The sequence below is a fragment of the Halorubrum yunnanense genome (genome assembly GCF_026586675.1).
Classification (GTDB): Archaea; Halobacteriota; Halobacteria; order Halobacteriales; family Haloferacaceae; genus Halorubrum; species Halorubrum yunnanense.
Genome location: NZ_JAODIX010000029.1, coordinates 25,845 through 46,742 on the forward strand (window position 1 = coordinate 25,845; position 20,898 = coordinate 46,742).

A 20,898-nucleotide genomic window follows, 5' to 3' on the forward strand; every position below is an offset into this window, starting at 1 on the left:
AATTTGTTTGCCGTTGTTCCGCAACGCTTTTGCGGCGGCTCGCGGGATAGGGCTGTATGACTGACGTCAGAGCGGAACTCCGCGAACAGTTCCTCGACGCGTTCGGCGGCGCCGACTTCCCCGTCGAGAACCAGATGGACCTCGTCCCGGCGCTCCCGGACGGCCCGGCCACGAAGTTCGAGGCCGGCGACGTGAGCCTCACGGCGATGGAGCTGGCCGCGAAGCTCGGCAGCGAACAGGAGTTCCCCTACGACACCCCCGAGGCGCTCGTCGACGACATCCTCGACGGCCTCGAGTCGAAGGGGATGATCTGACGTCGGCGCCCCGCTTTTTTAACTACGCCTCTCCCCGCCGGAGCGCGTCGCTCGCCGAGCCGCCGTCGCCCGGCGAGAGGTTGATAGGCGCCGAGCCGTTACGGAGGTCGTGGTCGTCGAGCTCATCGGCGCGGTGCCGCCGTGGATCCTGATCGGAGTCGCGGTCGGCGGCGTCGCCTCCGCGCTCGCGGCGGTCGTCTTCTACCTCGGGAACCGGTTCGTCGCTCCGAGCGTCGCCGCGGCCGGGGAAGACCAGACCAGCGCGGGCGACGAGCGACGCCGCCGAGAGATCCGCGAGTACCTGTCGGCGATCGACGAGCGGTTCCGCGAGGACCACGCGCTCGGGGAGGTAGCCGTCCCCTTCTACCTCCCCCGGCGCGAGGTCGCCATCACGTTCGACGCGCACGACTACTTCCGGTTGGAGGGCGAGGGCGTCTACACCGTCCTCTGCGAACACGAGATGCCGGGTCGGGGGCTCGGCCGCCGCCTCCCGTTCGACGTGATCGAGCCCGATTGGGGGCCGGATCCCGCCGTCGACCCCGGCGGTCCCGACCCGGTCGCCGCGGCGTTCGCGGAGCTCGACGTCGACCGCGACGCCGACGCCGACGAGGTGAAACGCGCCTACCGCGAGCGCGTCAAGGAGACCCACCCGGACCAGGGCGGCGACGAGGAGTCGTTCCGGCGCGTCCGCGAGGCGTACGCGACCGCCCGCAACCACGCCGGCGGCGCCAGTGAGGAGACCGATCGGGGGCGCCCCGCCGCCCGGAGCGGCCGGACCGACCGCACTGACCGCACCGACCCCCCAACGGGCTTCGGCCGGTGACGGGGGCGGCCGATGATAGGGTGCGGCCGGTGACGGGGGGCGGTCGATGACGGGAGTCGCCTTCGGCGAGCGCGCGGCGTACCTCGGCCGCCACGACGCGCTCGTCGTCGCCGACCTCCACGTCGGCCGCGGGGAGGCCTCCACGGTCTCGCTCCCGGTCGGCGAGCGCGAGGACCTCGCCGACCGGCTCGCCGGACTGGTGAGACGGTTCGACCCCGAGACCGCCGTCGTCGCCGGCGACGTCGTCCACACGTTCGACCGCGTCACCGATCGGAGCCTGGGGACCCTGGCGGCGCTCCGTGACGTCTGCGAGGCGAACGGGACCGCCCTCGAGCTCGTCGCGGGCAACCACGACACCGCTCTCGCGAGCGCGTGGGACGGTCCGGTTCGCGAGGAGTACGTCCTCGGTCCCGCCGACGGCGACCCGACAGCGCCCCGCACCGTCGTCTGTCACGGCCACGAGGCGCCGTCGGCGGCGGGGGACCGGTACGTGACCGGCCACGTCCACCCAACGATCGAGATCGAGGGCGACCGGCGCCCCTGCTTCCTCCGGGGCGAAGCGGTTCACCGCGGTGCCGACCTCCTCATGCTGCCCGCGTTCACCCGGCTCGCCCCGGGCGTGGCGGTCAACGACATGCGGACCGGCGCGTTCGACTCCCCGCTCGTCGCCGACGCGGACCGGCTGGCACCGGTCGTCGTGGACCCCGACACGGGCGATGCCGGAGAGCCGCTCCGGTTCCCGCCGCTGGGGGAGTTCCGCGAGCTGTTGTGAACGCTTTTGTTCCGTCGTGCGTATCGTGACCCATGAACACGGAGAACGCCTGTCTTGGGTGTGGCGAGCCGTTCGACTGGGGCGAGGGCGAGTGCCCGGAGTGCGGCTGGGACCGTGACGAGTGGGCCACGAGCGGTCGACACGGACTGGAGAAAGAGGGACACGGCGAGCCCGAGGAGGACGGCGGGTCCGGAGGCGGCGGACTCGGGGGTCTCGGCCCGATCCGCTGAGGACGAGAAACCGCGATGGCGGGGCGGTCGACAGGCGGGGAGACCGCGACGGCGGGACAATCGGCCGGCGAGGCGCGACTCAGTCGTCAGAGCTGAGCGTCCACGTCGACGTGAACTCGTCAACGTCGCCGTCGTACGCCGACTGATCGGACGTCGACCGGTCGACGTACGACGCCCCGGACCCGTCCGGGCCGTCGGGTCCGTGGCGGGCGCGGTGAAGCGCGTCGCAGACGGCGCCCTGCCCGCCCATGTTCACGGACGCGAGCCGAGAGCGCTTCTGCACCACGTCCAGTCGGTCGGCCGGGATCGGGTCGGCCTCCGGCGTCAGGAACACCGTGTCGTCGCCGCTCGTCACGTGGCCGCTCGTCTCGACGCGGTCGAGGTAGTCGGCGATCGGCGCGGCGTCGACGACGACCGAGAGCCCGCCGAGGTCGACGTGCGCCTCGTCGCCGGCGACGTCGACGTCCGAGCGTTCGAGAGCGACGATCTGCTCCGGGTCGACGCCGGCCTCAAGGAGCGCGTCGATCGCGTCGCGCTGCGTCGAGACGCGGGCCTTGTCGGCGATGGCCGCCCGGACCTCCGCTACCCCGCCGTCCGCGTCGGGGAACGTCTCGCCGAAGGTGTCGCGTGCGTTAACGCCGGTCGTGATTTCCTCGCCGTGCATGTGGTCGCACAGCTCGATCCGCGCCTCGCGTACCCAGTCGAGCGCCTCGACTTCGTCGCGGGCGTCGGTCGCCATCATCCACGCGAAGGCGGGCGAGCACCACGCCGTCGGGAGGGTGAACCGGACCTCGACGCGGTCCCCGTCGATATCGATCGCGTCGATGTAGTCAAGCTCGACGATGGAGCGGGCGAGCTCCGGATCCTCGACGCGGTCCAGTCGCTCCCTGACGGCCGCCGTCCCCTGTGGGCCGCCAGTCGGGTCGGCGGGTTCGCTCCGCCGACCGTCGCCGGCGTCGCTCGTCGGGTCCGCGCTGCTCCCCGACATCAGTCCGCCGCGGCCCCCGCGTCGCCGCCGTAGTGGTCGGCCAGGTCGAACCGCTCGCTGATGTCGTCGTCGCGGAACTGGCGCTTCTTCTCCTCGATGTCGATGTCGTACAGCTCCGCGACGTTCTCGCCCATGATCTTCTTCATGACGTCGACGTCGAGCTCGACGCCGTACTCGTCTTTCTGCTCGTCGGTGAGCTCCGCGTTCATTACCTGGTCGACGAGCCAGTCCGGGTTCCACAGCGCGTAGTCGGAGCCGAACAGGATCCGGTCCTCGCCGAGCCAGAAGAGGAGCTCGCCCATGATCTCGCCGAACTTCCGCTCGCGGTGGGTCGACATCGCGGAGGCGACCGCGAGCCCGCCGTAGACGTTCGGCTCCTGGGCGGCGATCCAGCAGAAGTCGTCGAGCCGCGGGAGCCCGACGTGGTTGACGATGAAGTTGAGCTCCGGGAACGACGACGCGGCGTCGTCGATGTCCTCCACGTCGAAGGCGTCGCGGTTGAGCGGGCGGATCGTCGGCCCCTTGTGGGCGTTGATGTTCTCGATGCCGAGCTCCGAGCACTTCTCTAAGAACTCGAAGGCGTCGTCGCTGTCGAGCCGCCACCCCTTCGAGTCGTCGCGCCACTCGGCGGTGTACAGCTTCACGCCCGGGATGTCGTACTCCTCTTTGAGGTGTTCGAGGTAGCGCAGCCCCTCCTCGCCGTCGCGAGGGTCGAAGCTCCCGTTGAGCACGAACCGCTCGGGGTACTCCTCGGCGAGCTCCGCGTTCTGTTCGGTCGTGTTGAACCCCTCGTCGTAGAAGTCGTCGAGGTACGTGGGCTGGAAGACCGCCATGTCGGCGGCCGCATTCCCGAACAGGTCCTCGGTCATCTTGTCGGCGCCGTAGTGCCGGTACGTGTCGATGTCCCACTGCTCCTCTTCCGGCGTGAACCCGGTGTGGTAATCGTAGAAACACTGGAGGAACTGCTCGCCCCCCTCGTGGATGATGTTCTCCTCCCGGGCGTCCCACATGTGCACGTGGCCGTCGATCACGAAGACCTCCTCGCCGTCCATCTCGTACATACGAGTTGTCATGAGGTGGGATCACACATAACTATAAGGATCGTTCAAGATTTTTACCATTGGTAGTTTGAGAACTCAAAACGCGTACATAGTTTAGATATTCACCCCAATCTCGTAACGAATGTTTATGTGGGAGTGTGTGAGATACTCAGTCACATGCAAGCTGCCAGACTCCACGAGTACACCGACGACATGAGCGAAGGGCTAGCGATCGACGACGTCGACCGACCGGACGTGACGGGCGCGAGCGACGTGATCGTCGAGGTCGAGGGGGCGGGCTGGTGTCAGACTGACAATCACATCATCGAGGGGATGTGGGAGGAGTACGTCCCGCAGGACCTCCCGATGACGCTCGGTCACGAGAACGCGGGCACGGTCGTCGAGACGGGCGAGGACGTCGGCCTCGTCTCCGAGGGCGACCCGGTGATCTGTCACCCGGTCCAGACCTGCGGCACCTGCCGTCCCTGTCGGCTCGGCGAGACGATGTACTGCGAGAACGACTCGTTCAACGGGCTCACCGTCGACGGCGGCTTCGCCGAGTACCTCCACACCAGCGAGCGCTCGGTGATCCCCCTGCCGAGCGGCGTCGAGCCGATCGACATCGCGCCGCACGCCGACGCCGGGATCACGGCGTACCACGCCGTCAAGAAGGCGGTCGGCGAACTCAGTCCGGGCGACCACGCGGTCGTCATCGGCGTCGGCGGGCTGGGCCACATCGGGCTACAGTGCCTAAACGCGATGAGCGCGGCCCGGATCACCGCGGTCGACCTGAAGGAGTCCGCGCTCGACCTCGCGGACGGGTACGGCGCGGACCACCTCGTCAACCCGGGCGAGGCGGACGTCCGCGAGGAGATCGAAGCGATCACCGACGAGACGGGCGCCGAACAGGTGCTCGACTTCGTCGGGGCCGACGTGACCACCGGGTACGCGCCCGACATCACCGCCGCCGGCGGCGACCACCACATCATCGGCTACGGCGGGCACGTCCACGAGCCGGCGCAGGCGCTGGTGAACGGGGAGTTCTCCTTCGTCGGCAACATCGTCGGGCGGTACGCGGAGCTCCAGGAGCTGGTCGCGCTCGTCGAGCAGGGAGACGTCGACCTCCACACCAGCCGGTACGACCTCGGCGACATCAACACGGTCGCGGAGAAGCTCGAACACGGCGAGATCGACGGGCGCGCCGTGATCACGCCCTGAGCCGGGCGTCGAACGAGGTCGGCGTCTCAACCCCGACCGCTAACTCCTTGTGACCGGAGCGCACACCGATTGCCCATGGACGAGAACGGCGACGACGCCGCCGGTTCCCCCGACGCCGCGACCGACCCGCTCGCCGACGCGGACGTCTACCGCGTGCTCGGACCGGACGGCAGCCCGCTGCCGGACGCGACGGTCCCGGACCTGTCGGACGAGCAGTTCCGCGCGATCTACCGCGACTTGGTCGTCACCCGGCGGTTCGACGAGCGCGCGGTGAGCCTCCAGCGACAGGGGCGTATCGGGACGTACGCGCCCTGCGCGGGCCAGGAGGGCTCCGCAGTCGGGTCGACGCACGCGCTCGCGGACCGGGACCTGATCAGCTACCAGTACCGCGAGCACGGCGCGGTCGTCGTCCGCGACCTCCTGTCGGAGTACCTTCCCTACTGGATGGGCCACGAGTCCGGGACCGAGGCGATCGCCGACGGCAACGTCTTCCCGCTGAACATCGGGATCGCGGCGCACCTCCCGCACGCGGTCGGCGCCGCGTGGGCGTTCGACTACCGGGGCGAGGACCGGCTCGTCGCCGCGCACTTCGGCGGGGGCGCGACCAGCGAGGGCGACTTCCACGAGGCGATGAACTTCGCGGGCGTCTTCGACACGCCGACGCTCTTCTGCTGTCACAACAACGGCTGGGCGATCTCGATCCCGGAGTCGCGACAGACCGCGAGCGACACCTTCGCCGAGAAGGCGGCCGCCTACGGCTTCGAGGGCGTCCGCGTCGACGGGATGGATCCCCTCGCGAGCTACGCGGTCACGCGGGAGGCGGCGGAGCGGGCGCGGGGCGACGGAGGAGACTCGGGAGACAGAGATGAGTCGGACGGGGACTCGGCGGACGGAGAGGAGTTCGACGGCGGCGAGCCCCGCCCCGCCCTCATCGAGTTCGTCGAGTACCGGTTCGGGGCGCACACGACCGCCGACGACCCGACCGCCTACCGCGACCCCGACGACGTGGAGCCGTGGCGCGCGCTCGACCCGCTCGACCGCATGGAGGCGTTCCTCCGGGAGACCGACCGGATCGACGACGAGGGCGTCGAGGCGATTCACGAGGAGGCCGACGAGGTCGTCGCCGACGCGATCGACGTCGCGGAGTCGATCGAGGTCGACCCGAGCGACATGTTCGATCACGCCTACGCCGAGCTCCCGCCCGAGATCCGTCGCCAGCGAGAGGAGTTGCTCGCGGCGGTCGACGAACACGGCGAGGCGTCGTTCCGCCGGGGAGAGTAAGACGAATATTTATAAGTAAGAATTGGGAATGTAATGTAAGGATGAGTGTTTCAGAGGAAGCGACTGTGACGAGTAAGGGGCAAGTGACGATTCCGAAGCGAATCCGAGACGCGCTCGATATCGACGCGGGCACGGAAGTCGAGTTCGTACTCGAAGACGACGGGACGATCAGCGTTCGCCCGAAGCGGCCGCCGATGGACCGACTGCGTGAGGTAAAAGAACGGCTCGCAGGGCGTGATATCGACGTCGATCGGATGCGCCGCGAGTCGAAAGACGCCTGGGAGTCCGCGTACGGCGGAGACGAAGAGTGATTTTTCTCGATTCTTGGATCTGGCTTGAGTACGTCTTCAGCGGTGACAAAGACGAGCAGGCGGAGGCCGCAATCGAGCGCGCCAATTCGCCTGACTGCGGAGGTATCGTCGCACCGACGGTCCTGGCGGAGGTGTCGTATCGACTCCACGTCGTCGAAGACGAGGAGGGCGCGGGAGAGACCGTACGCGCGATCCGCGACTACGAACACATCGAAAGCGTTCCACCGGTCGACGAAATCGCCGAGTACGCCGCAGAGCTTCGGTTTAAATACTACGAGCGGGGAGAGCGGGAACTCTCTTACGCCGACGCGATCCACCTCGCGAGCGCCGTCGCCCACGACGACTGTGACACGCTCTACTCGGGCGATCCCGACTTCGAGGGCCTCGACGAGATCGAGACTGTCATTTTATAAGTACCCGCCGGCCGCGTCGGCCGCTTTCCGCCCGCTCTCTAGCGCGCCCTGGATCGACGACCACTCCGTGTAGTCGCCGGCGAGGACGACCGGTCCCTCCGGGTCGTCCGGGTCGGGGAGGTCGGCGTGGACGCCCAGCGGCTGCGCGAACTGCGCGAACCGGATCCGGTGGACGTCGACGGTCTCCAGGCCCCCGAAGTCGCGCTCGGGGTACCACGCCTCGAGCGCGTCCCGGACGTCGTCGCGGAGCGCGTCCGCGGGCCGGTCCAAGGAGTCGTCGCCGAGGAACGTCGCCGCGAGCAGCGCGCGGTCGTCCGGGGCGTACTCGGGTGCGACTTCCGACATCGGAATCACGGCGTTCGGGGATTCCTCGGCCGCGTTCAGCAGGATCCGTCGTCCGGTCTCGAACGACTCGCCGGCGGGGAGCGCGTACCAGCCGGTGACGTTCGGCACGCCCTCGGTGGGGATCGAGTCGACGCCCGTGAGCTTCCGGGCCTCGGGCGGGGTCGTCGCGACCACGACCGCGTCCGTCTCGCGCGTCGAGCCGTCGGCGAGCTCGACGGTGGCGCCCGCGCCGTCGCCCGTGCCAGTCCGGAACGGGATCCGGCTCTGTCCCGCGGTCCGGACCGACTCCACGTCCGCGCCCGTCTCGATCGTCACGCCGGCCTCCCGAGCGCGGGCCGCGAGCGCCTCGGGGATCGCTTCCATTCCCTCGGCCGGGACGCCGATGGCCCCGCGGCCCATCGCGCGGAACGTGTACTCGAACACCTGCTTGGAGGTCGAGAGGGTCCGGTCGAGGGTGATCCCGCCGTAGAAGGGCTCGACGAAGTGCTCCACGTAGTCGTCGGCGAACCCCCATTTATAAAGGTACTCGCGGATGGAGTCGTCGGGTCCGGCGAAGAAGTCGTCCTCGTCGCGCTTCGAGAGGTCGTACCGAAGCGCGAGCGTCCGGAGCTTGTCGGAGAAGGAGACCTCGTCGTTCAGGAGGGAGGGGATCGCCCCGCGGAGGTCGCGGAGGGGGTCCGAGAGGGTCGAGCGCGACCCGGGGCGACAGATCGTCGCGCCGGGGGCGAAGCGCCGGACGTCGAGGGCGTCGGCGTCGAGCTCGCTCGCGACCGCCGGGTAGCTCGTGAACAGGACCTGAAACCCGCGGTCGAGGGTGAAGCCGTCGACAGTCTCGGTCCGCACGCGCCCGCCGACGTCGGGCCGTCGCTCGTACAGGGTCACGTCCGCGCCCGCCTCGGCGAGCCGGGTCGCCGCGACGAGCCCAGCGAGCCCGCCGCCGATAACGGTGACGTCTCCGTTCATACGTGAGGTATCGAGTCGCGAATTTATAAACGGTCGATGATGGAGAGACGGCGAGGGAGTTCCGATCCCCAGCCGGTCATTTATAAATGGTTGATAGTGGAGCGGCGGTGAACACCTCCAAAGCCCCAGCCGCTCAGCTACACGTCGTTGCAGTCGCTGTGGCCGAGAACACCTCCAAAGCCCCAGCCGCTCGGCTACACGTCGCTGCAGTCGCTGTGGCCGAGAACATCTCCAAAGCCCCAACCGCTCGGCTACACGTCGCTGCAGTCGCTGTGGCCGAGAACATCTCCAAAGCCCCAACCGCTCGGCTACACGTCGCTGCAGTCGCTGTGGCCGAGAACATCTCCAAAGCCCCAGCCGCGAGGGCTCGCGCGCCTTGCTGCGCTCCTCGCTCGCTATCGCTCGCTGCGGTGCTTGCTACGGCGTGCTTCGCCCTCGCGGCTGCCCCTTTGAGTCCCACCCCGCACCGCACGGCACCGCACCTCACACCTCCCCAGCCTCGTCGGGCGGCCTCCGCTGCGGCCGCTCGGAGGCGCGCGCCACCGCACAACGAACGTATCATTTCAATCGGGGTCCACCGCCGAGAGGGAAGCGATTAGTCGCCGCCGCCGCAAGGGTTCGTATGGAGCTGACGGAGACGACGACGGCGTTCCGCGGGCTGGAGAGTCGCGCGTCGGGTCGCGTCCACGAGACGGCCGACCCGACGACGGTGTCGGCCGAGGAACAGGCGCGGGGACTCGACCCCGCCTACGACTACGAGGCGGTCGATCCCGAGACGCTGCTCGGGTCCCCGCGGGACGGCCCGGCCGGGACGGGCCGCGGACACTGGCGCTTCGACGCGCTCCTGCCGTTCCCGGCGGCGGAGGCGATCTCGGCGGGCGAGGGCGCCACGCCGCTCGTCCCGACGGACCGGCTCGCCGACGAGCTCGACGTCGACGCGGTCTACGTGAAAGACGAGGGCCGGAACCCCACCGGGACGGTGTTCGACCGCGGGCTCTCGGTCGCGCTCACCGCGGTCGCGGCGCGGGCGGCCGCGGGGGCCGACGTCGAGCCGCTCGCGTGCGCGAGCCCGGGCAACGCGGGCCAGTCGATGGCGGCGTACGCGGGCCGGGCGGACCTGCGTTCGTACTCGTTCGTCCCGTCCCGCTGCGCGTTCTCGAACAAGGCGATGACGAACGTCCACGGCGGGGATATGCGCGTGGTCGGCGGCCGGTTCCCGGACGCGGCGGCGGCCGTCGACGAGCAGCTGGAGACCGACTACACCGACCTCGGCGAGTTCGCGACGCCGTTCCGCCACGACGGCGTGAAGACGCTCGCCTTCGAGCTGGTCGCCGATCTCGAAGCGGCGCCCGACGTCGTCGTCGTCCCGACCGGCTCCGGGGAGGTCGTCGGGGGAGTTTATAAAGGATTCAGGGAGCTGGAGCGCGTCGGCGCGATCGACGCGGTCCCGAGGGTCGTCGCCGCGCAGGCCGCCGGCTGCGCGCCCGTCGCGGCGGCGGTCGAGCGCGGGCTCGACGAGCCGGAGCCGTGGGAGACGCCCGACACCATCTGCGGCGAGCTGGAGATCGCGGACCCCGCGGGCGGCGCGGCCGCGGTCGAGGCGGTGCGGGAGAGCGGCGGGACCGCGGTCGGCGTCGAGGACGAGGACGTCCTCGCGAGCGCGGTCGCCGTCGCCCAGAACGAGGTGATGGAGATGGGCGCCACCGGCGGCGCCGCGCCCGCCGGCGCGTGGGCGCTCAAGGAGGACGGCTTCTTCGACGGCGACGAGACGGTCGTCCTGGTCAACAGCGACGCCGGACTCAAGACGCCGGACGTGCTGCGCAGTCACCTGATGGGACAGGGTATTTAGCGATTTCAGCGCGACGGTCCGCGGGGAACCGTTTTTACGTCGGCCCGTATAGGTTCGGACATGTACGTCCGCGACGCCAAAAACCGTGACGAGGCGTGGTTGCTGGACGCGATCGAGCAGCTGGGACTCGACGACGTCGCCTTCCGGTCACGGGACTACGTGATCGCGGTCGACCAAGAGTCGGGCGACCGGGCCGGGTTCGGCCGGCTGCGCCTGCACCGCGGCGACGAGAGCGAGGAGAACCGGATCGAGCTCACCGGGATCGGCGTGCTCCCGGAGTGGCGCGACCGCGGCGTCGGCGCGCACGTGGTCGAGCGCCTGGTCGACACCGCGGCCGCGGAGGGCTTCGAGACGGTGTACGTCCTCACCGACCAGCCCGACTACCTGACCCAGTTCGGCTTCGCCGAGGTCGACACCGACGACCTCCCGCCGGCGCTCTCCGACCGGCTCGACGAGAAGCGCGAGTTCCTCGGCGGCGACGTCGGCGGCCTGCGGCTCCCGACCGACGAGTTCGAGATGTCGGACCGCTTCCGCGAGGCGTTCAAGGAGGCCGAGCCGGCGGACGCCGCCGCCGACGACCCGAAGGAGTCGCCGGAGGACTTCGGGATCGACCCCGACTCGGCCACGTACAAGTACGACACCGGGCGGTGAGGAAGGCCTCTCGCGCCCGCGCTTGGGCCCTCCGGGGTCGTCCGAGGCCCCGCTATCGCACCAACGGACTGAAACCCGTATCCGTTCCATGTCCCGTATGTCAGACAGACCCGACCCCAAGGCGTGGCTCGTCGGGCACCCGGGACTGACCGCGCTCGCCCTGCTGAGCAGCCTCCTCGTGCTGTTCGTCCTCCTGCCGTACCTCCAGTTCGCCCTGTTGGGCGTGGTTCTCGCGTACGTCCTGTCTCCCGTCCAGGAACGAGCGGAGGAGTACCTCAGACCCACGTTCGCGGCGATCGCCGTCGTCGCGGCCGCGCTGTTCTTCGTCCTGATTCCGGCTATCTATCTCCTCACGATCGCCATTCAACAGTCGCTCAGGGTCGTGAGCGCCGTCAGGAACGGGCAGATCGATATCGGGTCGATCGAAGAACTCCTCGCGAGGACCGGGTATCAGTTCGACCTCGTCGTCCTGTACGAAGCGAATCAGGAGCGGATCGCGACGGGCCTCCAACAGGTCACGTCGGGGGCGATCGATCTCGTCGGTAGTCTGCCCGGCCTGTTCATCGGACTGACGATCACGCTGTTCGTCCTGTTCGCCCTGTTGCGCGACGGGGAAGCGTTCGTGGCGTGGATCCAGTGGGTGCTGCCGATCGACGAGGCGGTCTCGGACGAGCTCCGCGAGGGACTGGACCAGCTCATGTGGGCCTCCGTCGTCGGGAACGTCGCCGTCGCGGCCATTCAGGCTGCGCTGCTCGGCGTCGGGCTCGCGATCGCCGGCCTCCCCGCCGTGGTCTTCCTCACGGTCGCCACGTTCGTGCTGACGCTGCTCCCGCTCGTCGGCTCGTTCGGCGTCTGGGTCCCGGCCGCGACGTATCTCGTCGGGGTCGGCCGACCGACCGCCGCCGTGGCGATAGCCGTCTACGGCCTGATCGTCACCTTCTCCGACACGTACTTCCGGCCCGCGCTGATCGGTCGGACCGGCGCGTTCAACGCCACGACCATCGTCATCGGTATCTTCGGCGGCCTCGCCGTGTTCGGCGCCGTCGGGCTGTTCATCGGCCCGGTCGTCCTCGGCGGCGCGAAGCTCGTCCTCGACGCCTTCGCTCGGGGACACACCGGACAGCAGAGCGCTTGAGCCCCCGAGAGCTCGGACCGCCGACCGCTCGCGGTCGGTCGCGAACCGGCCATTTATTCGGGGCCCGGTCGACGCCCCCGTATGGACCTGATCGAGGCCGCGCGCGACGCGCTCGACGCCGCCCACGTCCCCTACTCCGAGTACCGCGTCGGCGCCGCGCTCCAGACCGCCGACGGCACGGTCTACGTCGGCTGTAACATCGAGAACGCGAACTACTCCAACAGCCTCCACGCCGAGGAGGTCGCGGTGGCGGAGGCGGTGAAGAACGGTCACCGCGAGTTCGACCGCATCGCGGTCACCTCGGGCGTCCGCGACGGCGTCACCCCCTGCGGGATGTGCCGGCAGACCCTCACGGAGTTCGCGGCCGACGACCTCGTCGTCGTCTGCGACGAGGGCGACGGCGAGACGAGCGAGTACACGCTCGGCGAGCTGCTCCCGAACACCATCTCGGAGGGGACGCTCGACGACGCGAAAGAGGTCTGAGTCGCGTCGTCGAGCGTCCCCGGGGCCCGAGTGACGGACCGCGAGACGGAACTACTTTTAAACGGCTCGCCGAAGGGCGGGGACATGAGCGACGAGAGCGAGACCTCCACCGACCACACCGCCGACGGCGACGGCGCCGCGGGCGGCGACAGCGAGGACCCCAGCGACGAGGCGGGCTACCACGTCGAAGTCGGGCCCGACGACGTCGCCGACGCCGTGCTCCTCCCCGGTGACCCCGAGCGCGTCGACAAGGTCACGGCGCTGTGGGACGAGTACGACGAGGTCGCGCACCACCGCGAGTACCGCACCGCGACCGGCAGCTACGACGGCGCGCCGATCTCGGTGACGTCGACCGGGATCGGCTCTCCGTCGGCCGCCATCGCCGTCGAGGAGCTCGCCAGAGTGGGCGTCGACACGTTCGTCCGAGTCGGCTCCTGCGGCGCGATCCAGCCCGGGATGGAGGTCGGCGACCTGGTGATCACGACCGGCGCGGTCCGCCAGGAGGGGACGAGCGACGAGTACGTCCGCGAGGAGTATCCGGCCGCCGCCGACGGCGAGGTCGTCTCGGCGCTCGTCGCCGCCGCCGAGCGGCTCGGGTACGACTACCACACGGGCGTGACGATGAGCGCCGACTCCTTCTACGCCGGGCAGGGCCGCGCCGGCTTCGAGGGGTTCGAGGCCGCGGGCTCGGACGAGCTGGTCGCGGAGCTGCGGGACGCCAACGTGAGGAACATCGAGATGGAGGCGTCGGCGATCCTCACGATCGCGAGCGTGTACGGGCTCCGCGCCGGCGCGGTCTGCTCCGTGTACGCGAACCGGATCACGGGCGAGTTCCGGACCGAGGGCGAGTCGCGGGCGGCGGAGACCGCGAGCCTCGCAGTGAAGCTCCTCGCGCGCATGGACGGGGTCAAGCGGGAAGCGGGCGCAGACCGCTGGCACGCGGGGCTCTCGCTGTAGGGCGGACCGCGAGTCGCCGGACCGCGAGGGCGTTGCGAGCGTTCCAAAGCGACTTTACCCGCGCACCGCGGATTGACAGGCATGACTACACAGGTCGTCGTCGTCGGCTCCGGCTACGCCGGGGCGGGTGCGGTGAAGGCGTTCGAAGACGAGGTCGGCGAGGGCGAGGCGGAGCTCACGTGGATCTCGGAGCACGACTACCACCTCGTTCTCCACGAGGTCCACCGCGCGATCCGCAACCCCGCGGTCGCCGAGAAGATCACCATCCCCGTCGACGAGATCAAGTCGCCCGAGTCGGAGTTCGTCCAGGGCCGCGTCGTCGACGTCGACACCGAGGAGCGGGTCGTCGAGACCGGGGACGGGACGACCGTCGACTACGACTACCTCCTGCTCGGCGTCGGCTCCACGACCGCCTTCTTCGGCATCGAGGGGCTCGAGGAGAACGCCCACCAGCTCAAGAGCCTCGACGACGCGAAGGCGATCCACGAGGACGTGCGGTCGGCCGCGGCCGAGGCGACCCGGTCCGACCCCGTCGAGGTCATCGTCGGCGGCGCCGGGCTCTCCGGCATCCAGACCGCGGGCGAGATCGCGGAGTACCGGGACAAACACCGCGCCCCGATAGAGATCACGCTCGTCGAGGGGCTCGACGAGGTCTTCCCCGGCAACGACCCGCAGCTCCAGGGCGCGCTCCGCCAGCGGCTGGAGGACGCCGACGTGGAGATACTCACGGGCGACTTCATCTCGGAGGCCGACGAGGACGCGGTCTACCTCGGCGGCGGCGAGGACGAGGAGCCGGAGGAGCTCGCGCACGACGTGCTGGTCTGGACCGGCGGCATCACGGGGCAGCCGGAGATCGAGGGCGTCGAAGTCGAGAAGGACGAGCGCTCGAGCCGCGTCCACGCCGCCTCCGACTTCGTCACCAGCGACGACCGCGTGTTCGCCATCGGCGACAGCGCCCTCGTCGAGCAGGGCGACGACGACGTCGCGCCGCCGACCGCGCAGGCCGCCTGGCAGGCCGCCGAGGTCGCGGGCGAGAACCTCGCGCGGGCCGCCCGCGGCGCGCCCCTCCAGTCGTGGGAGCACAAGGACAAGGGGACCGTCATCTCGGTCGGCGAGGAGGCGGTCGCCCACGACGTGATAGGGATGCCGATCAAGACGTTCGGCGGCGCCCCGGCGAAGCTCCTGAAGAAGTCCATCGCGGTGCGGTGGATCGCGAAGGTGTCCTCGACCGGACGCGGCGTGAGCGCGTTCGGCGACATGTAAGCTCGGGGGGACCGAACCCGTCGTAACGGCGTTTTATCGGAGGTCGGGTGTCCCGGGCCGAGAGCGGTGAGTCCGCCGATAGCGGCGGGATCAGCGACCGAGGTCGAGCGGCCGCGCTCGGGTCGTGGAGGCGGTCGGGAGGAGAGAGAACGGAGCGGGACTCTCGGCGAGACGCTCAGTGTTCGGCGGGCTCGTCGGGGGCGCGCATGTCGTCGATCCGCAGGATGAGGATGTTCGCGGTGTCGTCTTTCCCGTCGACGGTCCCGTCGATGACGAGCTTCGAGAGCGGCGTCGGGCCGACGGTGACGGAGTCGCCCTCGTGGAAGTTCCGGACGGAGCCCTGGACGTGGATCTCGGCGCGGCAGAGCTCGGGGTGGTGGACGCTGGAGAGGTCGATCCCGTCGACGTTGACGCCCGTGACCTCCTCGCTCTCGTGGAAGATGGGGACGTCGGCGGGCTCGTCCATGCGCTGGATGTCGAGCGCCTCGTAGGCGTTCGAGGTGGGCTTGTAGCCGCCCTTCGGGCCGGGGACGCCCTCGACCAGCTGGAGGGCCTTCAGGCTCTGCATCTGGTTGCGGATGGTGCCGGGGTTGCGGTCGACCTCATCGGCGATCGCCTCCCCTTTCACGGCGTCTTCCTGCTCCCCGTACAGGTTGATGAGGGCTGTGAGGATGCTTTTCTGACTCGATGTGAGCTCGATCGATGACATGGAGACGGATAGATGGCCGCACCGCTTAAATGCGATGGAAGCCCCTTATAAACGATTATGTAGGATCTGACGACCCGCCCCCCGGCGAGCGCGGTCCGCGTCGGCGGGGGGTACGGTCCGTACCGGCGGCAGCTACGATCCGTATCGGCGACGGATCCGGACGTACGCGAGCGGGCTGGAGAGCGCGACGACGACGCCGACCCCGATCAGGGCCAGTCCGAGGTCGGTCACGAACAGCGCGACGCCGGCGCCGACGAGGCCGACTACCGCCCCGGTGAAGGCCACGGCGATCATGGCGCCGACCGGTTCGATGTCGCTCCCGCTGACGTCAGCGGGGTCGAACTCGGGCGGCGCGTCGTCGCTGTCGACCTCGCCGGCGTCGTCGCTGTCGACCTCGCCGGCGTCGTCACTGTCGACCTCGCCGGCGTCGTCGCTGTCGACCTCGCCGGCGTCGTCACTGTCGACCTCGCCGGCGTCGTCGCTGTCGGCGTCCTCCCCGGAACGAGAGCCGTTTTCAGAGCCGCCCATACCGACCGATCGGGGCGGGGCGACAAAACCGTGTGCGATCGCGTCCGTCCGGTCGCCGCCGCGCGACCCCACCATTCAAGCGCCGGGACGCCGCGCTCTCTGATATGACCACCGTCAGGATCATCGGCGCGCCGACCGACTACGGGGCGAACCGACGCGGCGTGGACATGGGGCCGTCAGCTATCCGGTACGGCGGGCTCGCCGACCAGCTCGGGAGCGCGGGCGTCGACGTCGTCGACGCGGGCGACCTGGCGGTCCCGCGCGCGGAGGAGCGCGACCCGGACGCGGACGCGCCGAGCGCGGGGAACGCGAAGTTCCTCCGGGAGACCGCCGACGTCTGCCGGCGCCTCGCGGACGAGGTGGGCGGGACGCTCACCGACGGGGCGGTACCGCTCGGGCTCGGCGGCGACCACTCCATCGCGATCGGCTCGCTCGTCGGCTCGGCGCGCGACGCTGATGTCGGCGCGGTGTGGTTCGACGCCCACGCCGACCTCAACACGCCCTCGACGACGCCGTCCGGGAACGTTCACGGGATGCCGCTGGCGGCCGCGCTCGGCCTCGACGAGTTCGCGGGGTCGGAGTGGGCGACGGCGCCCGGCCTCTCCCCTGAGAACGTCGCGCTCGTCGGGCTCCGCTCCGTCGACGAGGCGGAGGTGGAAGTGATCCGGGACAGGGGGTTCGCGGCGTACACGATGTCCGACATCGACGAGCGCGGGATCACCGACGTCACCGAGGAGGCGATGGCGACCGCGGGCGCCGGCGTCGACGGGGTCCACGTCAGCCTCGACCTCGACTGGCTCGACCCGAAGGAGGCGCCCGGCGTCGGGACCCCGGTCCGCGGGGGCGTCACCTACCGGGAGGCCCACAGGGCGATGGAGATCGTCGACGAGGCCGACTCGCTCCGGTCGATGGAGCTCGTCGAGGTGAACCCGACGCTCGACCAGCACAACGAGACGGCCGAGCTCGCGACGGAGCTGGCGGCGAGCGCGTTCGGGAAGCGGGTGCTGTAGGCGGGCGGGAGAACAGGGACGTCCGACTCCCCGGTCAGACGCCGCGGTCCAACTCGTCGACGACGCGCTGGAGGTCGGCCTCCCGTTCGATCTCGCGTTTGATCTCCTCGCGGCGGCGGACCGCCGCGGAGTCGGCGTCGTACGCGCGCACGAACTCGGCCCGAGTGTGCTCGTCGAACGCGTGCCGGATCGCAAAGTAGCCGTCCGGGACGATCGTGCCGCACACCTTGCACTCGTGGCGCTGGTGGCCGTCGGTCTGGTGGACGATGGCCGACTCAGCGTCGTCGAAGGCGGCGTCGCAGCCGTCGATTCCGCACGTCCAGCGGGGCATATTCCCCGTCTCGCCCGCGGGGGATTAACCGTTTCCCCCCGCGGCCTCGTTCACCCCGGCCGCGCTCCCGCCGTCGGAACCGGATCCGCTCGCGGGCAAACGATACGCCTTTGCTCGGCGACATACACCGTCCGGTAACGTGACCCGATCGAGAACGCGCGTCGACGCCCACGTGAAGGTGCTCGACGACGACGTCGTGGCCCTCGCGAAGGAGCGAGGGATCGACGCGCTCGTGTACGCGCCGCACTTCACCCGGCTGACGACGGTCCGGGAGCGCGCGGCCCGGTACGCCGACGACGACCTGACGATCGTCCCCGGCCGGGAGGTGTTTACCGGCGACTGGGGGAACCGCCGGCACCTGCTCGTGGTCGGCTTGGACGAGCCCGTCCCCGACTACATCACCTTCGAGGCGGCGATGGCGGAGTTCGACCGGCAGGAGGCCGCCGTGCTCGTCCCGCACCCCGGCTTCGCCACCATCTCGCTCACGCGCCCGGAGATCGCGGCCCACGCCGAGCGGCTCGCCGCGGTGGAGACGTACAACACCAAGCTGTTGCCCCACCAGAACGCCCGGACCCGGCGGATCGCCGAGGTGACCGACCAGCCCGGCTTCGGCTCCTCGTACGCGCACCTGCCCGGCACCGTCGGGGAGGCGTGGACCGAGTTCGACGGCGACCTCGACGACGCCGACGCGGTCGTCGACGCCTTCCGCGAGGAGCGCCCCCGGACCGTGGTCCACCGCGGCGGAGTGGGCCACCAGCTCCGCGGGCTCGTCGAGTTCGCTCACTTGGGCTACGAGAACACCTGGGAGAAGCTCGACCGGCTGTTCCTCTCCGGCGACGAGCCGACTCTCCCGACCAACGTCGTCTACGAGGGGCGGTTCAACGACGTGAGCGTCTACTCCGGGACGCTGTCGGACTACCGGCCGAAGTGAGAGAGCCGCCGGGGTCGCGAACTATCGAGTCGAACCGGACCGAACCGGCCGGACCCCGTCAGAGCCCGAGGCCCGCCGCCGCCTCGCTCGCGGCTCGAGCCGCGGCCGAGACGTCCAGATCGAGCGTCACGACGTAGGTGTGGAGCGCCCAGAACGCCGCCAGCTCCAGGGCCGTGACGATCACCGTGACGAGGTCGGCGTACTTGCTGCTCGTCGTCACGCCGGTCGGGAGACCGTACTCCGCGTCCGACAGCGGGTGGAACAGCGCGATGCCGCGCCGGCTCCCAACGACGTCGAGGAGGTAGTGAGTGAACACGCCGATCCAGACGTACTGGAGGTTACCGAAGACGATCGGATACGCGAGGAAGACGGCGAGCACCGGAAGGCTGTGGAGCGTCTTCCGGTGGCGCCCGAAGGCGGTGTCGACGTCGGGGAATAGCGCCCCCAACACGATCGGCACGGTGATCTGAGCGGTGGTCCGCGCCGTCGCCACGTCGAGCCCGGGCTCGATGACGAAGCCGAGCCCGAGCGCGAGCAGAAGGGCGTTGAGAACGTGGCCGCGTTTGTTCATACCTCCGGGTGGCCGGGGCCGTAAGTGAAACCACCGGATCCCGCCGACGGCGGGGACGGTCGCCTTACCGGCCGTCGACCCGGAGGGCGTCGACCCGCGGATCCGCCGGTCGAAAGAGCCACGGGGGGCGGCGCCCAGCGGTGGGTATGGAGTACGAGGAGCCGAAGTTCTTCCACGTGATGCAGTACGCGGCCGCGGCCGACGGCGACGTCATCGACATGGTGAGCGGTAACCCCGACTGGGAGCCGCCGGCCGCGCTGCGGGAGGCGCTTCGCGAGTACGCCGACCTCCCGCCGGACGCGTTCCAGTACCCGCCGAGCGAGGGGCTCCTGGAGCTCCGGGAGGCGATCGCCGAGCGCCGGAACGTCGACGTCGACCGCGTCGTCGTCACGAACGGGACGGGGGAGGCGAACTACCTCGCGATGGCGCGCGCGTTCGAGCGCGACGCGGGCGACGAGGCGGTGCTCACCGACCCCGTCTACCCGTACTACCCCGGGAAGGTGGACATGCTCGGCGGCGAGTCGACGTTCGCCCCGACGGAGCGCGACGGCGGCCTCGACGTCGCGGCGATCCGCGAGGCCGCGAGCGAGGACACCGCGCTGATCGTCTTGAACACGCCGAACAATCCGACGGGCGCCGTCTACGACCTCGACGCGGTCCGCGAGGTCGTCGGGGTCGCCGAGGCGGTCGACGCCCTCGTCCTCGTCGACGAGGTGTACGACCACTTCGACCTGACCGGTTCGTTCGAGTCCGCCCTGACGCTGGAGTCGGACCGCGTGCTCGTCACCGGCGGCTTCTCGAAGTCGATGGCGATTACGGGGTTCCGGGTCGGGTACGGGCTCTTCCCCGAGGCCCACGTCGGCGACGCGAAGACGCGGCACATGCTCGTGAACGTTGCCGGGGCGCGACCCTCGCAGTACGCGGTCCACCACGCGCTCGCGGAGACCCCGCCGGAGTACTACGACGAGGCCCGCGAGCTGCTCGCCGAGCGCGCTGACGCGTTCACTGACGCGCTCGACGCGGCCGGCGCCGAGTACAGCCGCCCCGAGGGAGCCTTCTACGTGCTCGCGCGCTTCGACGGATTTCCCGGGACGATGGCGAACGTGAAGCGGCTGGTCGACGAGGCCGGCGTCGCGGGGATGCCCGGCGAGGCGTTCGGCACCGCGCGCGACGAGTGGGTCCGGTTCGCCCTCGTCACCCCGCGCGCCGTCGAGGCCGCGGAGCGCCTCGCGGACTACTTCGGAGAGTGATCCGGAACAGATAGCGGTGGCGCGTGCCGACGAGCGGCCGGTAGGCCGCGAGTCGCACGCGCGAGGGAGCCCGCGACGGCGTTTATAAACGCCGTCGCGGCGAGGCTGGGGAGGCGTGAGGTTGCGGTGCGGTTGGGCGGGATTCAAAGGGGCAGTCGCGAGAAGGCCGCAGGCGACGCAAGCACCGCAAGGACGAAGTGAAACGAGCGACTGAGGAGCGCAGCGAGCGTGCGGCCTTCTCGCGGCTGGGGCTTTGGCGGTGTTCTTCGCCGATCTGTAGTCGAGTATTTATAACCGAGCGACTGGGGCTTTGGCGGTGTTCTTCGCCGATCTGTAGTTGAGTATTTATAACCGAGCGACTGGGGCTTTGGCGGTGTTCTTCGCCGATCTGTAGTCGAGTATTTATAGCCGAGCGGCTGGGGCGTTGGCGGTGTTCTCTGCCGAGCCAGCATCAACCATGTTAGAGCCTGTCATAGAAAGCGTCACGTGCGAAGCAGCAGGGTTTGGAGACTGTGTCTACAAACTCCAAAGC

The 20,898-nt window shown here is 69.8% G+C and carries 24 protein-coding genes; 17 read left to right on the forward strand and 7 right to left on the reverse strand.

Annotated features, from left to right (window positions below; all coding sequences use genetic code 11):
* The first annotated feature begins 56 nt into the window (after positions 1–56).
* The 4 genes from N5096_RS07085 to N5096_RS07100 all read left to right on the forward strand — a co-directional run bounded on the left by N5096_RS07085 (position 57) and on the right by N5096_RS07100 (position 2,139).
* Positions 57–314, forward strand: a complete 258-nt coding sequence (locus N5096_RS07085; RefSeq protein WP_267663625.1) for an MTH865 family protein — start codon at positions 57–59, stop codon at positions 312–314.
* 109 nt (positions 315–423) lie between these two features.
* On the forward strand, positions 424–1,137 hold the full coding sequence (locus N5096_RS07090; protein WP_267663626.1) for a J domain-containing protein: 714 nt from the start codon (positions 424–426) through the stop codon (positions 1,135–1,137).
* A gap of 46 nt (positions 1,138–1,183) precedes the next feature.
* Positions 1,184–1,909: a metallophosphoesterase gene (locus tag N5096_RS07095; protein ID WP_267663627.1), complete on the forward strand. Its 726-nt coding sequence runs from the start codon at positions 1,184–1,186 to the stop codon at positions 1,907–1,909.
* A 32-nt stretch (positions 1,910–1,941) separates the two neighbouring features.
* Entirely contained in the window at positions 1,942–2,139 is a 198-nt protein-coding gene (locus N5096_RS07100) for a hypothetical protein (protein WP_267663628.1), read from the forward strand.
* Positions 2,140–2,218: 79 nt separating this feature from the next.
* Here N5096_RS07100 and N5096_RS07105 read toward each other — a convergent pair whose 3' ends face one another.
* Complete coding sequence (locus N5096_RS07105) at positions 2,219–3,127, reverse strand: metal-sulfur cluster assembly factor (RefSeq protein ID WP_267663629.1); 909 nt, start codon at positions 3,125–3,127, stop codon at positions 2,219–2,221.
* Entirely contained in the window at positions 3,127–4,188 is a 1,062-nt protein-coding gene (locus N5096_RS07110; protein ID WP_267663631.1) for an amidohydrolase family protein, read from the reverse strand. The genes N5096_RS07105 and N5096_RS07110 overlap by 1 nt, the downstream gene beginning before the upstream one ends.
* A gap of 156 nt (positions 4,189–4,344) precedes the next feature.
* Between N5096_RS07110 and N5096_RS07115 the strand changes: the two genes are divergently transcribed.
* The 4 genes from N5096_RS07115 (at position 4,345) to N5096_RS07130 (ending at position 7,390) form a co-directional block, all read left to right on the forward strand.
* Entirely contained in the window at positions 4,345–5,385 is a 1,041-nt protein-coding gene (locus N5096_RS07115; protein ID WP_267663632.1) for an NAD(P)-dependent alcohol dehydrogenase, read from the forward strand.
* Between the two features lie 75 nt (positions 5,386–5,460).
* Positions 5,461–6,666 (forward strand): thiamine pyrophosphate-dependent dehydrogenase E1 component subunit alpha, encoded by a 1,206-nt coding sequence (locus tag N5096_RS07120; RefSeq protein ID WP_267663633.1) that lies wholly within the window; start codon positions 5,461–5,463, stop codon positions 6,664–6,666.
* Between the two features lie 41 nt (positions 6,667–6,707).
* Positions 6,708–6,977 carry an AbrB/MazE/SpoVT family DNA-binding domain-containing protein gene (locus N5096_RS07125; RefSeq protein WP_267663634.1) on the forward strand — a complete coding sequence of 90 codons (270 nt, stop codon included), beginning with the start codon at positions 6,708–6,710 and terminating at the stop codon, positions 6,975–6,977.
* Positions 6,974–7,390 carry a type II toxin-antitoxin system VapC family toxin gene (locus N5096_RS07130; RefSeq protein WP_267663636.1) on the forward strand — a complete coding sequence of 139 codons (417 nt, stop codon included), beginning with the start codon at positions 6,974–6,976 and terminating at the stop codon, positions 7,388–7,390. The genes N5096_RS07125 and N5096_RS07130 overlap by 4 nt, the downstream gene beginning before the upstream one ends.
* Here N5096_RS07130 and N5096_RS07135 read toward each other — a convergent pair.
* Positions 7,385–8,698 carry an NAD(P)/FAD-dependent oxidoreductase gene (locus N5096_RS07135; RefSeq protein ID WP_267663637.1) on the reverse strand — a complete coding sequence of 438 codons (1,314 nt, stop codon included), beginning with the start codon at positions 8,696–8,698 and terminating at the stop codon, positions 7,385–7,387. The two genes, N5096_RS07130 and N5096_RS07135, sit on opposite strands and share 6 nt — an antisense overlap.
* A 622-nt stretch (positions 8,699–9,320) precedes the next feature.
* Between N5096_RS07135 and N5096_RS07140 the strand changes: the two genes are divergently transcribed.
* The 6 genes from N5096_RS07140 to N5096_RS07165 all read left to right on the forward strand — a co-directional run bounded on the left by N5096_RS07140 (position 9,321) and on the right by N5096_RS07165 (position 15,036).
* A complete protein-coding gene (locus tag N5096_RS07140; RefSeq protein WP_267663638.1) occupies positions 9,321–10,547 on the forward strand; it encodes a pyridoxal-phosphate dependent enzyme in 1,227 nt (408 codons plus the stop codon).
* Between the two features lie 60 nt (positions 10,548–10,607).
* Positions 10,608–11,198: a GNAT family N-acetyltransferase gene (locus tag N5096_RS07145; protein ID WP_267663639.1), complete on the forward strand. Its 591-nt coding sequence runs from the start codon at positions 10,608–10,610 to the stop codon at positions 11,196–11,198.
* A 97-nt stretch (positions 11,199–11,295) separates the two neighbouring features.
* The gene (locus N5096_RS07150; RefSeq protein ID WP_267663640.1) at positions 11,296–12,333 is read left to right on the forward strand and encodes an AI-2E family transporter; all 1,038 of its coding nucleotides are present in this window, start codon (positions 11,296–11,298) and stop codon (positions 12,331–12,333) included.
* An 81-nt stretch (positions 12,334–12,414) separates the two neighbouring features.
* Positions 12,415–12,816, forward strand: coding sequence for a cytidine deaminase (gene cdd, locus N5096_RS07155; RefSeq protein WP_267663641.1), 402 nt, complete (start codon positions 12,415–12,417; stop codon positions 12,814–12,816).
* 84 nt (positions 12,817–12,900) lie between these two features.
* Entirely contained in the window at positions 12,901–13,773 is an 873-nt protein-coding gene (locus N5096_RS07160; protein ID WP_267663642.1) for a nucleoside phosphorylase, read from the forward strand.
* 81 nt (positions 13,774–13,854) lie between these two features.
* Positions 13,855–15,036: an NAD(P)/FAD-dependent oxidoreductase gene (locus tag N5096_RS07165; protein ID WP_267663644.1), complete on the forward strand. Its 1,182-nt coding sequence runs from the start codon at positions 13,855–13,857 to the stop codon at positions 15,034–15,036.
* 175 nt (positions 15,037–15,211) lie between these two features.
* On the opposite strand, the gene N5096_RS07170 is transcribed toward N5096_RS07165, so the two are convergent.
* A complete protein-coding gene (locus tag N5096_RS07170) occupies positions 15,212–15,745 on the reverse strand; it encodes an Rrf2 family transcriptional regulator (RefSeq protein ID WP_267663645.1) in 534 nt (177 codons plus the stop codon).
* A 132-nt stretch (positions 15,746–15,877) separates the two neighbouring features.
* A complete protein-coding gene (locus N5096_RS07175) occupies positions 15,878–16,273 on the reverse strand; it encodes a 6TM ABC transporter family protein (protein ID WP_267663652.1) in 396 nt (131 codons plus the stop codon).
* 104 nt (positions 16,274–16,377) lie between these two features.
* On the opposite strand from N5096_RS07175, the gene rocF reads away from it, so the two are divergent.
* Entirely contained in the window at positions 16,378–17,283 is a 906-nt protein-coding gene (gene rocF, locus N5096_RS07180) for an arginase (RefSeq protein WP_267663646.1), read from the forward strand.
* A 34-nt stretch (positions 17,284–17,317) separates the two neighbouring features.
* Here the strand turns inward: rocF and N5096_RS07185 are convergent, their stop codons facing one another.
* A complete protein-coding gene (locus N5096_RS07185; protein WP_267663647.1) occupies positions 17,318–17,614 on the reverse strand; it encodes a DUF7565 family protein in 297 nt (98 codons plus the stop codon).
* Positions 17,615–17,753: 139 nt separating this feature from the next.
* Here N5096_RS07185 and N5096_RS07190 point away from each other — a divergent pair, with 139 nt between their 5' ends.
* Positions 17,754–18,545, forward strand: coding sequence for a PHP domain-containing protein (locus N5096_RS07190; protein ID WP_267663648.1), 792 nt, complete (start codon positions 17,754–17,756; stop codon positions 18,543–18,545).
* A gap of 58 nt (positions 18,546–18,603) precedes the next feature.
* Here N5096_RS07190 and N5096_RS07195 read toward each other — a convergent pair whose 3' ends face one another.
* The gene (locus N5096_RS07195; RefSeq protein WP_267663649.1) at positions 18,604–19,116 is read right to left on the reverse strand and encodes a metal-dependent hydrolase; all 513 of its coding nucleotides are present in this window, start codon (positions 19,114–19,116) and stop codon (positions 18,604–18,606) included.
* 146 nt (positions 19,117–19,262) lie between these two features.
* Between N5096_RS07195 and N5096_RS07200 the strand changes: the two genes are divergently transcribed.
* Positions 19,263–20,366 carry a pyridoxal phosphate-dependent aminotransferase gene (locus tag N5096_RS07200; RefSeq protein ID WP_267663650.1) on the forward strand — a complete coding sequence of 368 codons (1,104 nt, stop codon included), beginning with the start codon at positions 19,263–19,265 and terminating at the stop codon, positions 20,364–20,366.
* The last annotated feature ends 532 nt before the right edge of the window (positions 20,367–20,898 follow it).

Excerpts from the sequence above, each read along its gene's own strand:
- N5096_RS07085 (WP_267663625.1), top strand. The coding sequence starts at position 57 with ATGACTGACGTCAGAGCGGAACTCCGCGAACAGTTCCTCGACGCGTTC.
- N5096_RS07095 (WP_267663627.1), top strand. The coding sequence starts at position 1,184 with ATGACGGGAGTCGCCTTCGGCGAGCGCGCGGCGTACCTCGGCCGCCAC.
- N5096_RS07100 (WP_267663628.1), top strand. The coding sequence starts at position 1,942 with ATGAACACGGAGAACGCCTGTCTTGGGTGTGGCGAGCCGTTCGACTGG.
- N5096_RS07105 (WP_267663629.1), bottom strand. The coding sequence starts at position 3,127 with ATGTCGGGGAGCAGCGCGGACCCGACGAGCGACGCCGGCGACGGTCGG.
- N5096_RS07110 (WP_267663631.1), bottom strand. The coding sequence starts at position 4,188 with ATGTACGAGATGGACGGCGAGGAGGTCTTCGTGATCGACGGCCACGTG.
- N5096_RS07115 (WP_267663632.1), top strand. The coding sequence starts at position 4,345 with ATGCAAGCTGCCAGACTCCACGAGTACACCGACGACATGAGCGAAGGG.
- N5096_RS07120 (WP_267663633.1), top strand. The coding sequence starts at position 5,461 with ATGGACGAGAACGGCGACGACGCCGCCGGTTCCCCCGACGCCGCGACC.
- N5096_RS07125 (WP_267663634.1), top strand. The coding sequence starts at position 6,708 with ATGAGTGTTTCAGAGGAAGCGACTGTGACGAGTAAGGGGCAAGTGACG.
- N5096_RS07135 (WP_267663637.1), bottom strand. The coding sequence starts at position 8,698 with ATGAACGGAGACGTCACCGTTATCGGCGGCGGGCTCGCTGGGCTCGTC.
- N5096_RS07140 (WP_267663638.1), top strand. The coding sequence starts at position 9,321 with ATGGAGCTGACGGAGACGACGACGGCGTTCCGCGGGCTGGAGAGTCGC.
- N5096_RS07145 (WP_267663639.1), top strand. The coding sequence starts at position 10,608 with ATGTACGTCCGCGACGCCAAAAACCGTGACGAGGCGTGGTTGCTGGAC.
- N5096_RS07150 (WP_267663640.1), top strand. The coding sequence starts at position 11,296 with ATGTCAGACAGACCCGACCCCAAGGCGTGGCTCGTCGGGCACCCGGGA.
- cdd (WP_267663641.1), top strand. The coding sequence starts at position 12,415 with ATGGACCTGATCGAGGCCGCGCGCGACGCGCTCGACGCCGCCCACGTC.
- N5096_RS07160 (WP_267663642.1), top strand. The coding sequence starts at position 12,901 with ATGAGCGACGAGAGCGAGACCTCCACCGACCACACCGCCGACGGCGAC.
- N5096_RS07165 (WP_267663644.1), top strand. The coding sequence starts at position 13,855 with ATGACTACACAGGTCGTCGTCGTCGGCTCCGGCTACGCCGGGGCGGGT.
- N5096_RS07170 (WP_267663645.1), bottom strand. The coding sequence starts at position 15,745 with ATGTCATCGATCGAGCTCACATCGAGTCAGAAAAGCATCCTCACAGCC.
- N5096_RS07175 (WP_267663652.1), bottom strand. The coding sequence starts at position 16,273 with ATGGGCGGCTCTGAAAACGGCTCTCGTTCCGGGGAGGACGCCGACAGC.
- rocF (WP_267663646.1), top strand. The coding sequence starts at position 16,378 with ATGACCACCGTCAGGATCATCGGCGCGCCGACCGACTACGGGGCGAAC.
- N5096_RS07185 (WP_267663647.1), bottom strand. The coding sequence starts at position 17,614 with ATGCCCCGCTGGACGTGCGGAATCGACGGCTGCGACGCCGCCTTCGAC.
- N5096_RS07195 (WP_267663649.1), bottom strand. The coding sequence starts at position 19,116 with ATGAACAAACGCGGCCACGTTCTCAACGCCCTTCTGCTCGCGCTCGGG.
- N5096_RS07200 (WP_267663650.1), top strand. The coding sequence starts at position 19,263 with ATGGAGTACGAGGAGCCGAAGTTCTTCCACGTGATGCAGTACGCGGCC.